The sequence below is a fragment of the Corynebacterium mucifaciens genome (genome assembly GCF_012396315.1).
Taxonomy (GTDB): Bacteria; Actinomycetota; Actinomycetes; order Mycobacteriales; family Mycobacteriaceae; genus Corynebacterium; species Corynebacterium mucifaciens.
Map to the genome: position 1 here is coordinate 216,452 of NZ_JAAXPF010000003.1, position 14,619 is coordinate 231,070.

At 69.0% G+C, this 14,619-nt stretch carries 20 protein-coding genes; 4 read left to right on the forward strand and 16 right to left on the reverse strand.

The genetic code is table 11. The features are described 5' to 3' along the window. Positions 1 to 4 precede the first annotated feature (4 nt). Positions 5 to 208 carry a cold-shock protein gene (locus HF989_RS04430; protein ID WP_038609309.1) on the reverse strand — a complete coding sequence of 68 codons (204 nt, stop codon included), beginning with the start codon at positions 206 to 208 and terminating at the stop codon, positions 5 to 7. Positions 209 to 389: 181 nt separating this feature from the next. Between HF989_RS04430 and HF989_RS04435 the strand changes: the two genes are divergently transcribed. Further along, a complete protein-coding gene (locus HF989_RS04435) occupies positions 390 to 2,735 on the forward strand; it encodes a DEAD/DEAH box helicase (protein WP_168684316.1) in 2,346 nt (781 codons plus the stop codon). Positions 2,736 to 2,738: 3 nt separating this feature from the next. Here the strand turns inward: HF989_RS04435 and HF989_RS04440 are convergent, their stop codons facing one another. From HF989_RS04440 to ssd, 7 genes are all read right to left on the reverse strand, one after another. Next, a complete protein-coding gene (locus HF989_RS04440; protein ID WP_168684232.1) occupies positions 2,739 to 3,053 on the reverse strand; it encodes an Rv3654c family TadE-like protein in 315 nt (104 codons plus the stop codon). Further along, the gene (locus HF989_RS04445; RefSeq protein ID WP_168684234.1) at positions 3,053 to 3,322 is read right to left on the reverse strand and encodes a hypothetical protein; all 270 of its coding nucleotides are present in this window, start codon (positions 3,320 to 3,322) and stop codon (positions 3,053 to 3,055) included. The genes HF989_RS04440 and HF989_RS04445 overlap by 1 nt, the downstream gene beginning before the upstream one ends. Next, a complete protein-coding gene (locus HF989_RS04450) occupies positions 3,322 to 3,480 on the reverse strand; it encodes a DUF4244 domain-containing protein (protein ID WP_246233790.1) in 159 nt (52 codons plus the stop codon). The genes HF989_RS04445 and HF989_RS04450 overlap by 1 nt, the downstream gene beginning before the upstream one ends. Before the next feature lie 76 nt (positions 3,481 to 3,556). Next, positions 3,557 to 4,108: a type II secretion system F family protein gene (locus HF989_RS04455; protein WP_168684238.1), complete on the reverse strand. Its 552-nt coding sequence runs from the start codon at positions 4,106 to 4,108 to the stop codon at positions 3,557 to 3,559. Continuing rightward, entirely contained in the window at positions 4,105 to 4,851 is a 747-nt protein-coding gene (locus tag HF989_RS04460) for a type II secretion system F family protein (protein WP_168684240.1), read from the reverse strand. Before HF989_RS04460 ends, HF989_RS04455 begins: the two co-directional genes overlap by 4 nt. Beyond that, positions 4,848 to 5,969 carry a TadA family conjugal transfer-associated ATPase gene (locus tag HF989_RS04465; protein WP_168684242.1) on the reverse strand — a complete coding sequence of 374 codons (1,122 nt, stop codon included), beginning with the start codon at positions 5,967 to 5,969 and terminating at the stop codon, positions 4,848 to 4,850. The genes HF989_RS04460 and HF989_RS04465 overlap by 4 nt, the downstream gene beginning before the upstream one ends. Next, complete coding sequence (gene ssd / locus HF989_RS04470; RefSeq protein ID WP_168684244.1) at positions 5,970 to 6,986, reverse strand: septum site-determining protein Ssd; 1,017 nt, start codon at positions 6,984 to 6,986, stop codon at positions 5,970 to 5,972. A 178-nt stretch (positions 6,987 to 7,164) separates the two neighbouring features. On the opposite strand from ssd, the gene HF989_RS04475 reads away from it, so the two are divergent. Beyond that, on the forward strand, positions 7,165 to 7,986 hold the full coding sequence (locus tag HF989_RS04475; protein WP_168684246.1) for an HAD family hydrolase: 822 nt from the start codon (positions 7,165 to 7,167) through the stop codon (positions 7,984 to 7,986). Between the two features lie 115 nt (positions 7,987 to 8,101). Then, the gene (locus HF989_RS04480) at positions 8,102 to 8,638 is read left to right on the forward strand and encodes a phage holin family protein (protein ID WP_168684248.1); all 537 of its coding nucleotides are present in this window, start codon (positions 8,102 to 8,104) and stop codon (positions 8,636 to 8,638) included. Here the strand turns inward: HF989_RS04480 and HF989_RS04485 are convergent. The 4 genes from HF989_RS04485 to nth are packed head-to-tail and all read right to left on the reverse strand — an operon-like array spanning position 8,628 to position 11,828. Further along, the gene (locus HF989_RS04485) at positions 8,628 to 9,815 is read right to left on the reverse strand and encodes a MarP family serine protease (RefSeq protein ID WP_168684250.1); all 1,188 of its coding nucleotides are present in this window, start codon (positions 9,813 to 9,815) and stop codon (positions 8,628 to 8,630) included. The genes HF989_RS04480 and HF989_RS04485 overlap by 11 nt on opposite strands. A 10-nt stretch (positions 9,816 to 9,825) precedes the next feature. After that, positions 9,826 to 10,524, reverse strand: coding sequence for an NUDIX hydrolase (locus HF989_RS04490; protein WP_038609275.1), 699 nt, complete (start codon positions 10,522 to 10,524; stop codon positions 9,826 to 9,828). Next, positions 10,525 to 11,058, reverse strand: a complete 534-nt coding sequence (locus HF989_RS04495; protein ID WP_168684252.1) for a TlpA family protein disulfide reductase — start codon at positions 11,056 to 11,058, stop codon at positions 10,525 to 10,527. After that, complete coding sequence (gene nth / locus HF989_RS04500) at positions 11,055 to 11,828, reverse strand: endonuclease III (RefSeq protein ID WP_168684254.1); 774 nt, start codon at positions 11,826 to 11,828, stop codon at positions 11,055 to 11,057. The genes HF989_RS04495 and nth overlap by 4 nt, the downstream gene beginning before the upstream one ends. Before the next feature lie 262 nt (positions 11,829 to 12,090). On the opposite strand from nth, the gene glxR reads away from it, so the two are divergent. Continuing rightward, on the forward strand, positions 12,091 to 12,774 hold the full coding sequence (gene glxR / locus HF989_RS04505) for a CRP-like cAMP-activated global transcriptional regulator GlxR (RefSeq protein ID WP_038609260.1): 684 nt from the start codon (positions 12,091 to 12,093) through the stop codon (positions 12,772 to 12,774). 1 nt (position 12,775) lies between these two features. On the opposite strand, the gene HF989_RS04510 is transcribed toward glxR, so the two are convergent. The 4 genes from HF989_RS04510 to HF989_RS04525 are packed head-to-tail and all read right to left on the reverse strand — an operon-like array spanning position 12,776 to position 14,615. Next, positions 12,776 to 13,588, reverse strand: a complete 813-nt coding sequence (locus HF989_RS04510) for an MBL fold metallo-hydrolase (RefSeq protein WP_168684256.1) — start codon at positions 13,586 to 13,588, stop codon at positions 12,776 to 12,778. A gap of 40 nt (positions 13,589 to 13,628) precedes the next feature. After that, positions 13,629 to 14,084 carry a RidA family protein gene (locus tag HF989_RS04515; RefSeq protein WP_168684258.1) on the reverse strand — a complete coding sequence of 152 codons (456 nt, stop codon included), beginning with the start codon at positions 14,082 to 14,084 and terminating at the stop codon, positions 13,629 to 13,631. Then, on the reverse strand, positions 14,085 to 14,240 hold the full coding sequence (gene sp36 / locus HF989_RS04520; protein WP_162472647.1) for a Sp36 family protein: 156 nt from the start codon (positions 14,238 to 14,240) through the stop codon (positions 14,085 to 14,087). A 15-nt stretch (positions 14,241 to 14,255) separates the two neighbouring features. Continuing rightward, the gene (locus HF989_RS04525; RefSeq protein WP_168684260.1) at positions 14,256 to 14,615 is read right to left on the reverse strand and encodes a WhiB family transcriptional regulator; all 360 of its coding nucleotides are present in this window, start codon (positions 14,613 to 14,615) and stop codon (positions 14,256 to 14,258) included. Positions 14,616 to 14,619: the final 4 nt, after the last annotated feature.

Below are 14,619 nucleotides of genomic sequence, written 5' to 3' on the forward strand. Positions count from 1 at the left end.
CGCGCTAGATTGCGCGCACCTGCTGGGCCTGCGGGCCCTTTGCGCCCTCGCCGACCTCGAACTCGACCTGCTGGTTTTCTTCCAGGGTGCGGAAGCCGGAGCCCTGGATCTCGGAGTAGTGGACGAAGACGTCGGAGGAGCCGTCGTCCGGAGCGATGAAGCCGAAGCCCTTTTCTGCGTTGAACCACTTAACAGTTCCGGTTGCCATGGTGAAACCTTTCAAAAAATTGAGTGATGATGTCGTCCACCAGGGCCTAATCGGGTCCTGGTGCCCGCGTGCACAATCCTCGCGAGCACCTCTTCGGGCGCACACAAAATCTGTGACCGCCACCCAGTCTGCCATGAATTGCGGGCTTTAGCACTGGCGAGTGGCATACTTCCCAGTCATCATGGTCTCCCCCTTCGGCGCCGAGCTCGTCGGCGCACTCGAGCGCAGCCACCCGTCGGCCACCATCACCCACGTCGAGCATGTGCCTGCACGTCTGGCGCGTTACGCCGCGTGGCCCGAGTGGGTGGAGCCGAGGCTGCGGCGCGTGCTTACCGACGCTGGCGTCGCCTCGCCCTACCTCCACCAGGCTCAGTGCGCGGAGCTTGCCTGGCAGGGGCGCGACGTGGTGGTGTCCACGGGGACCTCGTCCGGCAAGTCCCTGGGCTACCAGTTACCGGTGCTCACGGCACTGGCCCAGGACCCCACGGCGTGCGCGGTGTACCTCACGCCCACCAAAGCGCTGGGCTCCGACCAGCTGCAGGCCACGCTGCGGATGACGCAAGGCGCGGGGCTGGAGGGCATCCACCCGGCCCCGTACGACGGGGACACGCCGGTGGAATCCCGCGCCGGCATCCGCGAGCATTCTCGCTACGTGTTTACCAACCCCGACATGCTCCACGCGGGCATGCTGGGTTCGCACGCGCGGTGGGCGCGGCTGCTGCGGCACCTGAAATACATCGTTGTGGACGAGTGCCACACGTACCGCGGCGTGTTCGGCGCAAACGTGGCGCTGGTGCTGCGCCGGCTGCTGCGCATCGCGTCAGCCTACGGGTCGTCGCCGACGTTGATCTACGCCTCCGCCACCGCGGCGGACCCGGCCGGGCAGGCGCTGCGACTCAGCGGACGTGAGGCTGTGGCCGTGACCGACGACGCCGCGCCCGCCGGCGAGCGCACCATCGTGCTGTGGGAGCCCGGCTTTATTGAAGGCGCCGAGGGCGAGGGAGGCGCACCAGTGCGCTATCCAGCCACGACCGAGGCGGCCTCCGTATCCGCCCAGCTTCTGCTCCAAGGCGCGCGCACGCTCACGTTCGTGCGCTCCCGGCGCGCCGCGGAGACGGTGGCCATGCGCACGCAGGAGCACCTCGTGGTGGCGGGCCGAGCGGACATGGCTGACCGCGTGGCACCGTACCGCGCGGGCTACCTGGCCGAGGACCGCCGCGAGTTGGAGCGCCGCCTGGACGAAGGCGAGCTACTCGGCGTGGCCTCCACCAACGCGCTGGAGCTGGGCATTGACGTGGGCGGGCTGGACGCGGTGGTGATGGCCGGCTTCCCGGGGACGGTGGCGTCCTTCCGCCAGCAGGCCGGGCGCGCGGGCAGGCGCGGCCAGGGCTCGGTGGCGGTGCTGGTGGCGCGCGACGAACCGATGGACACCTATTTGGTGCACCACCCCGCCGCTTTGTTGGGCAAACCGGTGGAAAACAGCGTGTTCGATCCCTCCAATCCGTATATCTTGCGCGGGCATATGTTCTGCGCCGCGGTCGAGCGGCCGCTGACCGAGGCGGACGTCGACGCGTTCGGCGCCCGCGGCGTCGTGGACGACCTCACGGCAGCGGGTCTGCTGCGCGGCCGTCCCAAGGGCTGGTTCGCGGTGCCGCAGCTGGACGGCGAGCTCACCCCGGAAACCGCGCACGCTTCGGTGTCCCTCCGTGGCGGCGTGGGCGAGCAGGTGATGATCGTGGACGTCACCGACGGGCGCCTGCTCGGCACGGTAGATGCCGCCCGGGCGATGAGCCAGGTCCACGACGGCGCGGTGTACATCCACCAGGGCGAGTACTTCGTGGTGCAGTCCCTGGACTTGGATGATTACGTCGCGCTGGTGGCGCCGGAGCGGCCGGACTACTCCACGCAGGCGCGATCAACCACGGACATCACCATCTTGGGCACACCCCACGAGCTGGTGAACCCGTCGCCGGGCCTGTGGGTGGCAAGTGTCGACGTCGAGGTGCTCGACCGGGTCACCGGCTACGTGGTACGGCTTGCCGACGGCACCGTCAGCGAGCACATCCCGCTCGACCTCCCGGAGCAGCGCTTGGTCACCCGCGCGGTGGCCTACACCATTGACCCGATGGTGCTGGACGAGCTGGGGATCACCGCCGGCGAGACCCCGGGCGCGCTGCACGCCGCCGAGCACGCCGCCATCGGCCTGCTGCCGCTGTTGGCCACCTGCGACCGCTGGGACATCGGCGGTGTCTCCACCGCCCTGCACCCGGACACGATGTTGCCCACCGTGTTCGTCTACGACGGCCACCCGGGCGGCGCGGGCTTCGCCGACGAAGGCTTCGCCCGCTTCCACGAATGGATCGAGGCCACCTGGGAGACCGTGCGCTCCTGCGGCTGCGAGGACGGCTGCCCGTCGTGCGTGCAGTCGCCGAAGTGCGGCAACGGCAACCAGCCGCTGGACAAGCGCGCCGCGCTGAAGCTGCTCGGCGCGCTTGTGACCATGACGGCGGGCCAGGCGCGACGCTAGGGCTTAGGGCCCGGCGCGCGCGGCGGCCTCCGCTCGACGGCGGGTGGCAGCGACCACAATGTCGCCTGCGGTGAACTCGCAGGACGCCAGACGGGCACCGTTGAGTTCCGTCGTTCGCCGTGCCGCCGCGCAGGCATCAGCGCCCCGGTACAAGGCGCTCGCGCCTGCCACCGCCGCGAGGTCGGCTGCGACACGCACCCGGTGGGTGTCCGCCACCTGTACCCCGAGCGCCACCACCGCCAGCGCCAGCGAGACGACGGCGGTGATGATGCCGCTCGCGGTGACGGTGGCGGAGCCTTCGTCGTCACGCAGCTGCATCAGAACTCCACGGGAAACACTGCGGTGGCGCGCATGGTGCCGACCGGGGCGGGGACGGTAGCTTCGGCCGTGGCAAGCCCGGCGCGCTCGGTGACCTCGACCGCGCCCCGCGGCGCCGAGTAATCGACGCCGAGGGCGTACGCGCGGGCTGCCGCGCCAGCGACATCGACGGCCGTGATGTAGGCGGCGACGGTAGCGATGCCACCCACAATGGCCACGGTGACGACCACGAGGGCGGACAGCGACAGCGCGGTTTCAACGGTGCTCATTAGCCGGGCGTGTTGCTCAGAGCGTCGGTGATGACGCCCTCGATGGCGTTGGTGACGGCGTCGCCGTTGACGACGAGGTAGAGCACGCCAGCAAGCGCGGCGGCCGCGAGGCTCCCGAAGGCGTATTCGATGGTGCTCATGCCCTGCTCAGAGCGCATTTTTCGTACTCGAGACGCAGCGTACAGGGAGGCGGATGTAAGTGCAGAGTTGAGGCGGTGCATGGGAATTCTCCTTCTAGTGGATGAGTGTTTGGCCGAGGCTGATCACCGCGGGTGCGAGCCCGAGGACGAAAAACGCCGGCAGGAAGCATGCGGTCAGCGGGATGGCGATGAGCACGCCCGCACGTTCCGCTTTGGCTTTGGCTCGGTCCCCCGCGGTCGCCCGGAGCTGGGCGGCGATGCGCCTGCAGCCGTCGGCGAGCGAGGTCCCGGAGGCGGCGGATAAGGTCACAAGCCCTGCCAAGTCCTCGCCACCGGGAAGGTGGCGGAGCTCGGTCCAGGCGCGCTGAGGTTCAACCCCCAGCGCCGTCAGCGAGGCCACGGTGTGCCACGGGCCGCGGCCACCGACGTAGGTGTCGGCGACTGCGGCGGCCGCCGCACCGGCAGGCAGGCCCGCTGAGACACAGGCCGCGAAGAGCTCGATGTCGCTCGCGCAGCGCTCCGCATCGGCGGCGAAGGGACCGTCGCGCGGAGCCTTCGGGGTGGTGGTGGTGACCCGCCCCGCCGGGACTGCCGGGGCAACCGCGAGGGCGCCCGCGATGAGGAGGGCGGGCAGCACGCCGATCATGCGCCCGCCCCCTGGATAATCCGGCCGGAGACCAGCACCCCGGCGCACACGAGTGCGGTTCCCACCACCAGCAGCACCCCGCCCAGCCCACCGCCGGTGAGAAACGCTACGGGCGATGCCCCCATCGCTGTGCCCATCAGGACCCCAGCCGCAGGCAGCGCGGCAAGCACCGCCGCTGTGGTTTGCGGGCCGGCGAGCGCGGCGCGGGTGGCGTCCCGGTGGCGGTTGGCGTGATCGATGTCGTCGCGCAGCGCGGCGATCAGTTTCGCCAGCGGCACCCCGCGCGAGACGGAGAGCGTCCACAACACCCCCAGGCGCTCGAGCTCAGGCACGCGGGGCTCCAGCCGGGCGCCTGTGCGGGCTTGGTGGGCGATGCGCATCGCGTCTGCGCGCACCTGTGCTTCCCCCACCTGCTCGCCCGCCCGCGCCAACGCGTCCGGCAGCGTCGCACCTGCCTGCAGGTTGGTGGACACGGCGCCCAGATACGCCGCCGCAGCCGCTCTGCGCCGCCGCTCGGCGCTGGCCGCCCGCCGGGCACGCAGCACGTGAATCGCGGTCGCCCCCGCCATCGCCCCGGCGACGGCCAAGGTGACTCGGCCCAACACCACAGCCCCCGCAGCTGCGCACGCCGCGGTGACGGGGATGCGGTGAGATGCACGTGCGCGGCCACAGTCGCCGACGCGGCGGGCCGGGGCTGGCTCGGCGAGCGCGGCAGCACCGGCAACGAGAAGTGCCGCGATCATGGGGCCAGCTCCTCATACCCGGCCAGTGCGCCCCGTTCGGCGCCCCAGACCACCCTTGCGCGAACCGGCTCGCCCTCGAGCACGCCGATCTGTTGCAGGTAGCGGGCGCCGTCGCGGCGGCGCTTCACCACCAGCACAACATCGATTGCCGCCGCAAGCTGGGCGTGCAGGCCGGCGCGGTCCAACCCGCCCAGCGCGGCCAGCGCCTCGAAGCGGGCGGGCACCTCCTCAATGGAGTTGGCGTGCAGGGTACCGGCGCCGCCGTCGTGGCCGGTATTGAGCGCCGCGAGCAGGTCCACGACCTCCCCGCCGCGGATCTCACCCACCACAATCCGGTCCGGACGCATGCGCAACGACTGGCGCACCAGGTCCGCGATGGTGATCTCGCCGGCACCCTCCGCATTTGCGCCGCGGCTGGTCAGGTTGACCACGTGCGGGTGGTCCGGCGTGAGCTCCAACGTGTCCTCAATGGCGATGATGCGCTCGTGCCGGTCGACCTCCGCCAGCAACGCGGAGAGCAGCGTGGTCTTGCCGGAACCAGTGCCGCCGACCACCATGAACGCCTTGCGCGCCGCGACGACCGCGCGCAGCACCTCGGCGCGCTCGTGGTCCAGCGACCCACGCGCAACCAGATCGTCCAGCGTGGCGGAGGCAGTGCGCAGCACGCGCAGGGAAATACAGGTGCCGGCTTGGGAGGTCGGCGCCAGCACGGCGTGAAAGCGAAGCAAGGTGCCGTTGTCGCGGGTGACGTGGCCGTCGCAGAACGGCTGCGCGTCGTCCAGGCGGCGCCCGCAGCTGACCGCCAGGCGGGTGGCCAGCCGCCGCACCGCGCTTTCGGAATCAAAGGTCAGCCCAGACCGCTGCAACCCCTGCCCGCGGTCCACGTACACCTCGTCGGGGCTATTGACGCAGATATCGGTCACGTCCGGGTCCGCTAGCAGCGTCTCCAGCGGGCCAGCGCCGGTGGTGTCGTCGCGGAGCTTGCGCATGATGTCCAGTACCCCGATATCGCTGATCACCACCGCCTCCTCGCGGATGATCGCGGCGATACGCGCAGGGTCCGGCTGCCCCGGCTCGTCGGCCAAACGGCGCTTAACGCGGGCGAGCACGTCGTCCATCTACGCCGCCTCCCTCAGCACGGTTTCCGCCGCGCGGGCGAGGGGGCGCGGCAACCGCTCAGGCAGCCCGGACTGGTCCAGCTGCTTAGTCAGCCCCCGCACCTCGGCCACCTGAGCGATGACGGAAGCTTTCGCGGTGTGCTCCACTTCCTCCTGCCCGAGCGACGCCCACGCGCCCTGGCGCAGCACCAGCGCGTTGGCCACCCCGGCCGCGTTACACTCGGCCACCACCCGCGCGGCCGCCGCGGCGGCGCGCAGCTCGGGCCGCAGCACAATGACTGCGAGGTCGCAGCGGTCCGGCAGCAGCGCAAGCGGCGCGTCCACCACCGTCACCCCCTCAGACGAGGCAGCCGCGACAACCGCGTTGACCTCTTCTACCTCCAGCCGGAACGGATCCGCCACCTGGGTGCGCGGAAACGTCAGCAGCGCCACCCCGTCATCCGTGGCGGGCAGCGCGGCGCGCAGCTGCGTACGCGAGACCGCCCCTTCAGCGCCGAAGTCGATTTCACCCCAGCGCGCGCCGGGCGTGTGCTCCAAGCCCAGCAGCAAGTCGAGCCCGCCGGAACACCGGTGGGCGTCGACGAGCGTGGCGTCCCCGGCGGCGCGGCACACCGATGCGGCCAGCACCGACGCCCCAGCCCCGCCGCACGCGCCCAGCACCGCAATCACGCTCGCGTCCGCCGCCGTCGCCGGAGGGGCGAGCGAGAGCGCGCCGATCCCCCGCAGCACGTCCACGGCCTGCGCCGGAAGCGCGTAGTAGTCGTCGCGCAGTGCCGCTGACGCGGTGTCCGCCACCACGGTAAACACGTTTGGTGCGCGCGAGCTGGGGCCGAGTGCGGCGGCCCGGAGGTCGTCGACAAGCACGGCGAGCGCCTTGCTGGCGTGGCGGGTGAGTTGGGCGTCGTCGACCGCGTCGATGACCTGGTGGCCTGTGGCGGCGGCGATGTGGACGGCTTCGGCGTGCAGTGCGGGATCGGCCACCGCGACGACGACGGGACCTGTGTTCGCGTGATTCATGCTCGTAGCGTGCAACCGCAACGCAAGCGAAACAATAGGTGCCACAGATCCTGTGGATAACCCGCCCAGGTCGCGTACGCCGCAACAATTCGTGTGTGGATAAGTTGCCCCACCCGTCACACCAGTTTCACAGAGAAGGGCTACGTAACCGTAGGATCTGCGGTCTACACTGCACACTATGTCTGCGCACGCGCCGGTAGCGGCTTTCTTCGACCTGGACAAGACCATCATTGCCACGTCGTCCGCATTCGCTTTTGGCAAAGAGTTCTTCAAGGGCGGCATGATCACCCGCCAGGAGGCCTGGGAAATCTCCCTCAGCAAGGCGCAGTACATGCTGGTCGGACAGTCCAGCGAGAAGATGGACACCACCCGCGACACACTCGCGCAGATGGTCGCCGGCTGGGAGGTGGAAGACATTCAGCGCATCACCCGCGAGACGCTGCGCGAAGTCGTCGCACCCGCCATTTACGCGGAAGCGCGCGAGCTCATTGCCGCCCACAAAAACGCAGGCCACCACGTCATCATCATCTCCGCCTCGGCAAAAATCCTGGTGGAGCCCATAGCCCAAGAGCTCGGGGTGGACACCGTGGTCGCCACCGAAATGGCTGTCAAGGACGGCAGGCTCACCGGCGACGTCACCCGCTACCTCAAAGGCGGCGCGAAGGCTGAGGCGGTGCGCCAGTTCGCCGCCGAGCACCACTTCGACCTCGACGCCAGCTACGCATACTCCGACTCCGCCACCGACATCCCCATGCTGGAGCTGGTGGGCCACCCTGTGGCGGTCAACCCAGACAGGGCGCTGAAGAAGCACGCGCTCGCCAACGGCTGGCAGGCTCGCACGTTCAAGAACCCTGAGCCGCTGATACAGATGCCTCACGCGCGCGAAGTGGGCGTCGGCGCCGGCGTGATCGCGGGCGTGACGGCGCTGGCGGTGGCGGGTGTATTCATCGCCCGGGCCGTCGGCGGCAAGGGCTCGGATGAGAAGCGCCATTCCGCGTAGGCGATTTTTACCCCGATTCGGGCAAACACCCCCGCGTATCGCTAACATCGTGTGAAGAATTTCCAGGCACCTTTACGGGTGCCGCGCGATTGCCACCCAGGAAGGTGAAACAACAGTGAGCAACGAAGGCCTCTACACCAGCGGCTCGACCGCCGTGTCCGCCAAGGTGGATTCGATTCCACTGCGCGACACCTACGCAACCCAGCCCGGCAACGACTCCATCGGCACCCTGATCTCCAACGCCTCCGAGCAGGTCTCCACCCTGGTCCGCGGCGAGATCGAGCTTGCCAAGGCCGAGGTTATCGGCGAGGTGAAGAAGGGTGCCGTCGGCGGCGGCCTGTTCGCAGCCGCCGGCGTGATCGCCCTGTACTCCTCCTTCTTCCTGTTCTTCGCCCTGGCAGAAATGCTGGCCTCCTGGATGCACCGCGGCTGGGCATTCCTGATCGTCTTCCTGATCATGCTGGCGCTGGCTGGCCTGCTCGCCTTCATCGGCTTCAGGAAGATCAAGAAGATCAAGGCGCCGGAGAAGACCATCGAGTCCGTCAACGAGCTGAAGAACCTCAAGCCGGGCGAGGCGAAGAAGAACCTGGCCAAGGACGAGTCCGGCCTGTACACCTCCGCAGGCGCCGGCTCCACCGCCGTTACCCGCTAACGCAGGCTTGCGTATCCGCGGGGCTTGTCAGGCTCCGCACGTCCCCTACGCGCTGCTGCACCTGGTGTGCAGTCAGCGCGTAGCCCGTTTCTGAGGTGTCTAACGACGCCCCGAAGATCATTCCGGCGACCTCCCCCGACGGGGTGAGCAGCGGGCCACCGGAGTTGCCCTGACGGATGTTGCCGCGGATCGTGTAGGTCTCGCGCTCCACGCGCCCGGTGGTGTAGATGTCGGGTCCCGCGATCTCCAGTTTGCCGCGCACGCGCGCCGCCGACGCCTCGAACGGCCCCGACTTCGGGTAGCCCATCACCACAGCGTCATCGCCTGTGGCGAGCTCGCCTTGCGCCCAGCGCAGCGCGGGCAGCCCCAGCTGCGCGGCGCGCAGCACCGCGATGTCGGCGTCCGGGTCGTAGAGCACAACCTCCGCCGGTTTAACACCCACCACCGTGTCCAGCGACACCCGCTCCGTGCCAGCCACCACATGCGCGTTGGTGAGCACGTAGCCGTCTTGGATGACAAACCCCGAGCCCATTAGGCGCCGCCGGCAACTTTCCGCGTCGCCCATCACGTGGACAATGCTGGGCCGCAGCTTCTCGACAACCTCCGGCCGCAGCGCCTCCTCGTTTGGCGCCGCCACCTCGGCCCCGCGCGGCGACTCGAACGGAGAGACCAGGGGCGGCAGCCCGGATTCGTCGAGTAGCGCCGCGAACCGCGCCGGCAGCTTCGCCGCAGCGTCTGGAGCGGCGGCGTTGATCCCTCCGAGCACGCGGGAGGAGCGGATACCGTCCCCCAGCTCGCCGGGCACCGAGGCGGCCAGCGGGATGGACACGAACCACAGCACCGCTGCCACGGCGACCGACTGGAAACCCGCGCCGAGCACCGAATCCAGTGCCCGGCCCACCTTCGAGCGCATGCGGCCGCGCACGTTTCCGCCCACCGTGGCGCCGACGAGGTTGCCCAGACCCACGAAGACGACGATCAGCGCGATGAGCAGCAAAACGCGCGCTGTATGGGACTCGGCAAGCTCGAGTGCGTACGGCGCGACCGCCAGGCCGATAACCAGGCCCGCGGCAATGCCCACGGTGGAGACCACCGCCGAGACAGCCCCCTGGCGCCAGCCGCTGACAAAGGCGCCGGCGACGGCGAGCACGAGCAGGACGTCGATAACCAGGTGCATTCCGGTGATGTTACCGCTCGCGGTTGGCGGACCGTGCCAGCGCAGCACGCAAGTCGCCCGGCCGCTCGTCCCACGGCACGGCCCATCCCCCTAATTGCAGCACCACGGACATCAGCACCCCGGTAAACCCCCACACCAGGTACTCGCCGGCCCAGAAGGCAGGCCCGGACCATCCCTGCATCCCCAGCATGGCCCGGTTTACCGGGTCCACCAGCTCGCGCACCGGGATGAAGAAGACGGCATCCGTTTCCTCCTCGCTCGCCGGGTGCACGTTGCCCGGCTCCGGGGCATACGCCACCACGGGACGCACACGCCGGTTGCTGCCGCCGGTGGTGGCGGAGTCGAGCACGGCCAGCGGAATCACCCCGGCCGGGTCCAACCCCGTCTCCTCCCACGCCTCGCGCAGGGCGGCGCCCACCGGCCCGCCGTCGGCTGCGTCGATGTGTCCGCCCGGGAACGCCATCTGCCCGGAGTGGCTGCGCATGTGCGGTGTGCGGTGTGTAATCAGCACCCGCGCGTCCTCTGGCAAGGCAGTGGCGCGCGGGTCGCCCGCGAAGAGGATCAGCACCGCCGCCTGGTCCGCCCCGCCCTTCTGGCGCACCCGCGGGGACAGCAGCCTGCGCGGGATCGCGCCGCCGCCGCCGTCGATCGCATCGACCAGCGGTTTGAGCCACGCGGGCGCGCGGTCGGGCCGCAACTGCGCGTCCACCTAGATCGTCCCTTGCACGGCCTCGGCAAGCTCGCTCGCGGAGGTGAACTCGCGGGCGAACACCGCCACCTGCTCACCGCCGCGCAGCACCACCGTCACCGGCACCACGGGCGGCAGGCCCTGCGCGGCCGCGAACACGCCCGAATCGTCCTGGTAGCTCGGCAGCCCCACCCCAAGCTCGTTGAGCAGCGACGCCCCGTTCGCGGCGTTGCCGTCCGCGTGCACGCCCACCACGGTGTACTCCGGGTGGGCGCGGGCGAACTCCTCCACGACGGGCAGCTCAGCGCGGCACGGCTGGCACCACCAGGCCCACACGTTGACCACGCTGATCTCTTTCGCCTCGCCCGCGACCTCGCCGCCCAAACAGGGCAGATCCAGGCCAGCGGGGCAATCAGGCCGCTGGGCCACCTGCTTCTCGACGGCCACAGGTTCCCCCGAAGGTTGATCGTCCATAAGCAAACTGCGCGCGCCCGCCACCACAAGCAGGGTCACTGCGATGATTGCGCCGACGCTGATCCAGACAGCGCGCTTCATGCCATCCCCAAGATGTGGTCGCGCTCCGGACCGGTGACAAGGTCCGCCGCCGCCTCGGGGTCGGTGGGCCCGGCGCCGAAGCTGGGGCAGTCGAAGGCGATTGGGCACACGCCGCACGCGGGCTTGCGGGCGTGGCAGATGCGGCGGCCATGGAAGATGATGCGGTGGGAAAACATGGTCCACTCGCTGCGCTCGATGAGGCCTGCGATGGCGTGCTCGATTTTCACCGGATCCGTCGCATCGGCGAGCATGAGGCGCCCCACCAGCCGCTGGAAGTGGGTGTCCACCGTCAGCCCCGGCATGCCGAACGCGTTGCCGCGCACCACGTGCGCAGTCTTGCGGCCCACACCCGGCAGCGTCACCAAATCCTCCAGCTTCGTGGGCACCTCCCCACCGAAATCCGCCACGAGGCGCTGGCCCAGACCGATGAGGTTCTTCGCCTTGGAACGGAAGAAGCCCGTGGAGCGGATGATCTCCTCCACCTCCGCCTGGTCCGCCTCGGCGTAGGCGTGGGCAGTGGGGTACGCGGCGAACAGGGCGGGGGTGACCATGTTCACCCGCGCGTCTGTGGTCTGCGCCGAGAGCACGGTGGCCACCAGCAGCTCGAGCGGGCTGGTGAAGTCGAGTTCCGCGTGCGCGTCCGGGAACGTCTCCGCGAGGGTGCGGTTGATGCGGCGGGCGCGGCGGGTGCGCCCGATCTCCGTCTCCCTGCCTTTCGCCGCGGGGTGGGTCCCTGGGCGACGGTGCTTGTTCGGGGTGGTCGACGGCATGAGGGACATGCTAATGATCCGTCTCGTAAAATGACACCTATGAATCTCATTCTCGTGCTGCTGATCCCGCTGGTGCTCGGAGCGTTCACGTTGGCGATGGAGCGGCTGGAAGCACGAGCCGTGGATTAGACCGAGTTGAGAAACCGTCCGCCCAGCACTCCTAGACAGTGGTAGAGTGCGTGAAGCATTGTGACGGTCGCACATAACCGTGTGGAGAGTGACTACTTCCACTCACTGCGGCTGCCCGAACGGAGGAGGACACATGGAAGGCGTACAGGACACCCTCGCCCGCGCCGGCATATTCCAAGGCGTGGACCCTGATGCGGTTGCCGCGCTGATCAGCGAGATGGACACGGTGACCTTTCCCAGGGGCACCACCATCTTCGACGAGGGTGAGCCGGGCGACCGCCTCTACATCATCATCGAGGGCAAGATTAAGCTCGCCCGCCACGCCCCGGACGGCCGCGAGAACCTCCTGTCCGTGATGGGCCCGTCCGACATGTTCGGCGAACTGTCCATCTTCGACCCGGGCCCGCGCACGTCCTCCGCCGTGTGCGTCACCGAAGTCACCTGCGCCTCCATGGACTCCCAAATGCTGCGCACCTGGATCGACTCCCACCCGGAGATCTCCCAGCAGCTGCTTCGCGTGCTGGCCCGCCGCCTGCGGCGCACCAACGCGTCGCTAGCGGACCTCATCTTCACCGACGTTCCCGGCCGCGTGGCCAAGACGCTGCTGCAGCTGGCCAACCGCTTCGGCACCCACGAAGGCGGCGCGCTGCGCGTCAACCACGACCTCACTCAGGAAGAGATCGCGCAGCTCGTCGGCGCTTCCCGCGAGACGGTGAACAAGGCGCTCGCCACCTTTGCCCACCGCGGGTGGATCCGCCTGGAGGGTAAGAGCGTGCTCATCGTGGACACCGAGCACCTCGCCCGCCGCGCGCGGTAAGTTACGGCGCCGCCTGCAGGTAGCGCAGCGCGACGCGGGTGGACTGCTCGGCGGCCCCACGCAACACGGGATCGACGTCGTCGTAAATCGCGTCCACCAGGGTGTTGATGTCGACGTTGTCTCCGTAGGTCTTCAGCGCCTCACGGATCTGGTCGAGGCGATGGTTGCGCCGGTCAATGTACTTGCGGGCGTAAGCCGACAGGTCAGCTCCTTCAGGGCCGTGGCCCGGCAACAGGGTGATGTCTTTGCCCTGCTCCTCCAGCAGCTCCAGGCTGTCCAGGTAGTCACCGAGGTCCCCGTCGGTCTCAGAGATCATGGTGGTGTGGCGGCCCGCGATCGTGTCGCCGGTGACCACGGCCTCAAGCTGGGAGGAATCCGGCGCGCCCGGATAGACAAAGAAACAGACGGAATCGCTGGTGTGGCCCGGGGTAGCCACCACCTTCAACTGCGGGGTGACGCCGTCGACAGCAATCACCTCGCCATCCGTGAGCTGCTCAGCACCGGCACAGTACTGCGGGGCGAGCGCACGCACGGGCGCATTCGTGAGCTGGCGGAAGCGCTCCGCGCCGTCAGCGTGATCGGGGTGGCGGTGGGTGAGCAGAATGAGCCCCACATCTCCAGCCTTGGAGTGCAGCACGTTGAGGTGACCTTCATCCTCGGGGCCCGGATCAACGACGATGCTTCGCTGGTCCCCCTCCCCTTTGATCACCCAAGAATTGGTCCCCTCCAGCGCCGCGTAGCTTGGGTTCGGCGCCAAGACCACCGCGGCGTTGGCGGTCACAGGACGCAGTTGGCTGTAAGCGGGATGTTCCATGCCCGCCAGCGTACCCGCTTAGCAGCCAGAACTCGCCGTACTAGTGCTTCAGCTCCACGACGAGCTCGACCTCGACAGGCGCGTCCATCGGCAGCACCGCCACGCCAACGGCGGAACGGGCGTGCGCACCGGCCTCACCGAAGATCTCCTGGATCAGCTCGGACGCGCCGTTGATCACCGCCGGCTGGTCGGTGAAGCCCGGGTCGGAGGCGACGAAGCCGACGATTTTGAGCACGCGGGCGACGTTGTCAATGCCCACACGGGCATCGACGGCTGCGATCGCATTGAGCGCGGCTTGGCGGGCGTAGCCGTAGGCGTCCTCCCCGGACACCTCGGCGCCGACCTTGCCCGTGGCGGGCAGGGCACCGCCAACGAACGGCAGCTGGCCGGATGTCCACACCTGGTCACCGACCTGCACCGCCGGCACATATGCAGCCACGGGCGCGGCGACAGGCGGAAGCTCGATGCCAAGCTCCTGCAGACGTTCAGTCCACATTTATTCGACCTCGCGCTTCATGTAGGCGACAACGTTGTCTTGCGTCGGACCAGGCGTGACGGCGACGAGCTCCCAGCCGTCCTCGCCCCAGGTATCCAGAATCTGCTTCGTAGCGTGCGTGAGCAACGGAACCGTTGCGTACTCCCATTTGGTCATGGCGCTCAAGAGTACCTAGAGCCCGACAACTTCGCCGCCGGCGGAGAGGTGCTCTGCCCAATCCGTCACGTGCGGGTTCTTACGCAGCACGGCGCGCCGCTGCCGCTCCGTCAGCCCGCCCCAGACACCGAACTCCACCTTGTTGTCCAGCGCGTCCGCGCGGCACTCGGTCAGTACCGGGCACGAACGGCAAATGGCAGCAGCCTTGCGCTGCTCCGCACCGCGGACGAAGAGCGCGTCCGGGTCAGTGCCGCGGCACTGCGCGTGCGTGACCCAGTCCCCACGGTCGAAAACGAGATGTCCGGATGCGTCACATTTGCGAGTGGTTGTCCGCTGTGCGTTGCGTTGCGCGGTGTTACCCAAAGCCGTGCTCATAGCC

Excerpts from the sequence above, each read along its gene's own strand:
- HF989_RS04525 (WP_168684260.1), bottom strand. The coding sequence starts at position 14,615 with ATGAGCACGGCTTTGGGTAACACCGCGCAACGCAACGCACAGCGGACA.
- HF989_RS04435 (WP_168684316.1), top strand. The coding sequence starts at position 390 with ATGGTCTCCCCCTTCGGCGCCGAGCTCGTCGGCGCACTCGAGCGCAGC.
- HF989_RS04455 (WP_168684238.1), bottom strand. The coding sequence starts at position 4,108 with ATGATCGGCGTGCTGCCCGCCCTCCTCATCGCGGGCGCCCTCGCGGTT.
- HF989_RS04445 (WP_168684234.1), bottom strand. The coding sequence starts at position 3,322 with ATGAGCACCGTTGAAACCGCGCTGTCGCTGTCCGCCCTCGTGGTCGTC.
- HF989_RS04450 (WP_246233790.1), bottom strand. The coding sequence starts at position 3,480 with ATGCGCTCTGAGCAGGGCATGAGCACCATCGAATACGCCTTCGGGAGC.
- HF989_RS04460 (WP_168684240.1), bottom strand. The coding sequence starts at position 4,851 with ATGATCGCGGCACTTCTCGTTGCCGGTGCTGCCGCGCTCGCCGAGCCA.
- HF989_RS04510 (WP_168684256.1), bottom strand. The coding sequence starts at position 13,588 with ATGGAACATCCCGCTTACAGCCAACTGCGTCCTGTGACCGCCAACGCC.
- HF989_RS04475 (WP_168684246.1), top strand. The coding sequence starts at position 7,165 with ATGTCTGCGCACGCGCCGGTAGCGGCTTTCTTCGACCTGGACAAGACC.
- HF989_RS04485 (WP_168684250.1), bottom strand. The coding sequence starts at position 9,815 with ATGCACCTGGTTATCGACGTCCTGCTCGTGCTCGCCGTCGCCGGCGCC.
- HF989_RS04465 (WP_168684242.1), bottom strand. The coding sequence starts at position 5,969 with ATGGACGACGTGCTCGCCCGCGTTAAGCGCCGTTTGGCCGACGAGCCG.
- glxR (WP_038609260.1), top strand. The coding sequence starts at position 12,091 with ATGGAAGGCGTACAGGACACCCTCGCCCGCGCCGGCATATTCCAAGGC.
- HF989_RS04515 (WP_168684258.1), bottom strand. The coding sequence starts at position 14,084 with ATGTGGACTGAACGTCTGCAGGAGCTTGGCATCGAGCTTCCGCCTGTC.
- HF989_RS04495 (WP_168684252.1), bottom strand. The coding sequence starts at position 11,058 with ATGAAGCGCGCTGTCTGGATCAGCGTCGGCGCAATCATCGCAGTGACC.
- HF989_RS04430 (WP_038609309.1), bottom strand. The coding sequence starts at position 208 with ATGGCAACCGGAACTGTTAAGTGGTTCAACGCAGAAAAGGGCTTCGGC.
- sp36 (WP_162472647.1), bottom strand. The coding sequence starts at position 14,240 with ATGACCAAATGGGAGTACGCAACGGTTCCGTTGCTCACGCACGCTACG.
- HF989_RS04440 (WP_168684232.1), bottom strand. The coding sequence starts at position 3,053 with ATGCAGCTGCGTGACGACGAAGGCTCCGCCACCGTCACCGCGAGCGGC.
- nth (WP_168684254.1), bottom strand. The coding sequence starts at position 11,828 with ATGCCGTCGACCACCCCGAACAAGCACCGTCGCCCAGGGACCCACCCC.
- ssd (WP_168684244.1), bottom strand. The coding sequence starts at position 6,986 with ATGAATCACGCGAACACAGGTCCCGTCGTCGTCGCGGTGGCCGATCCC.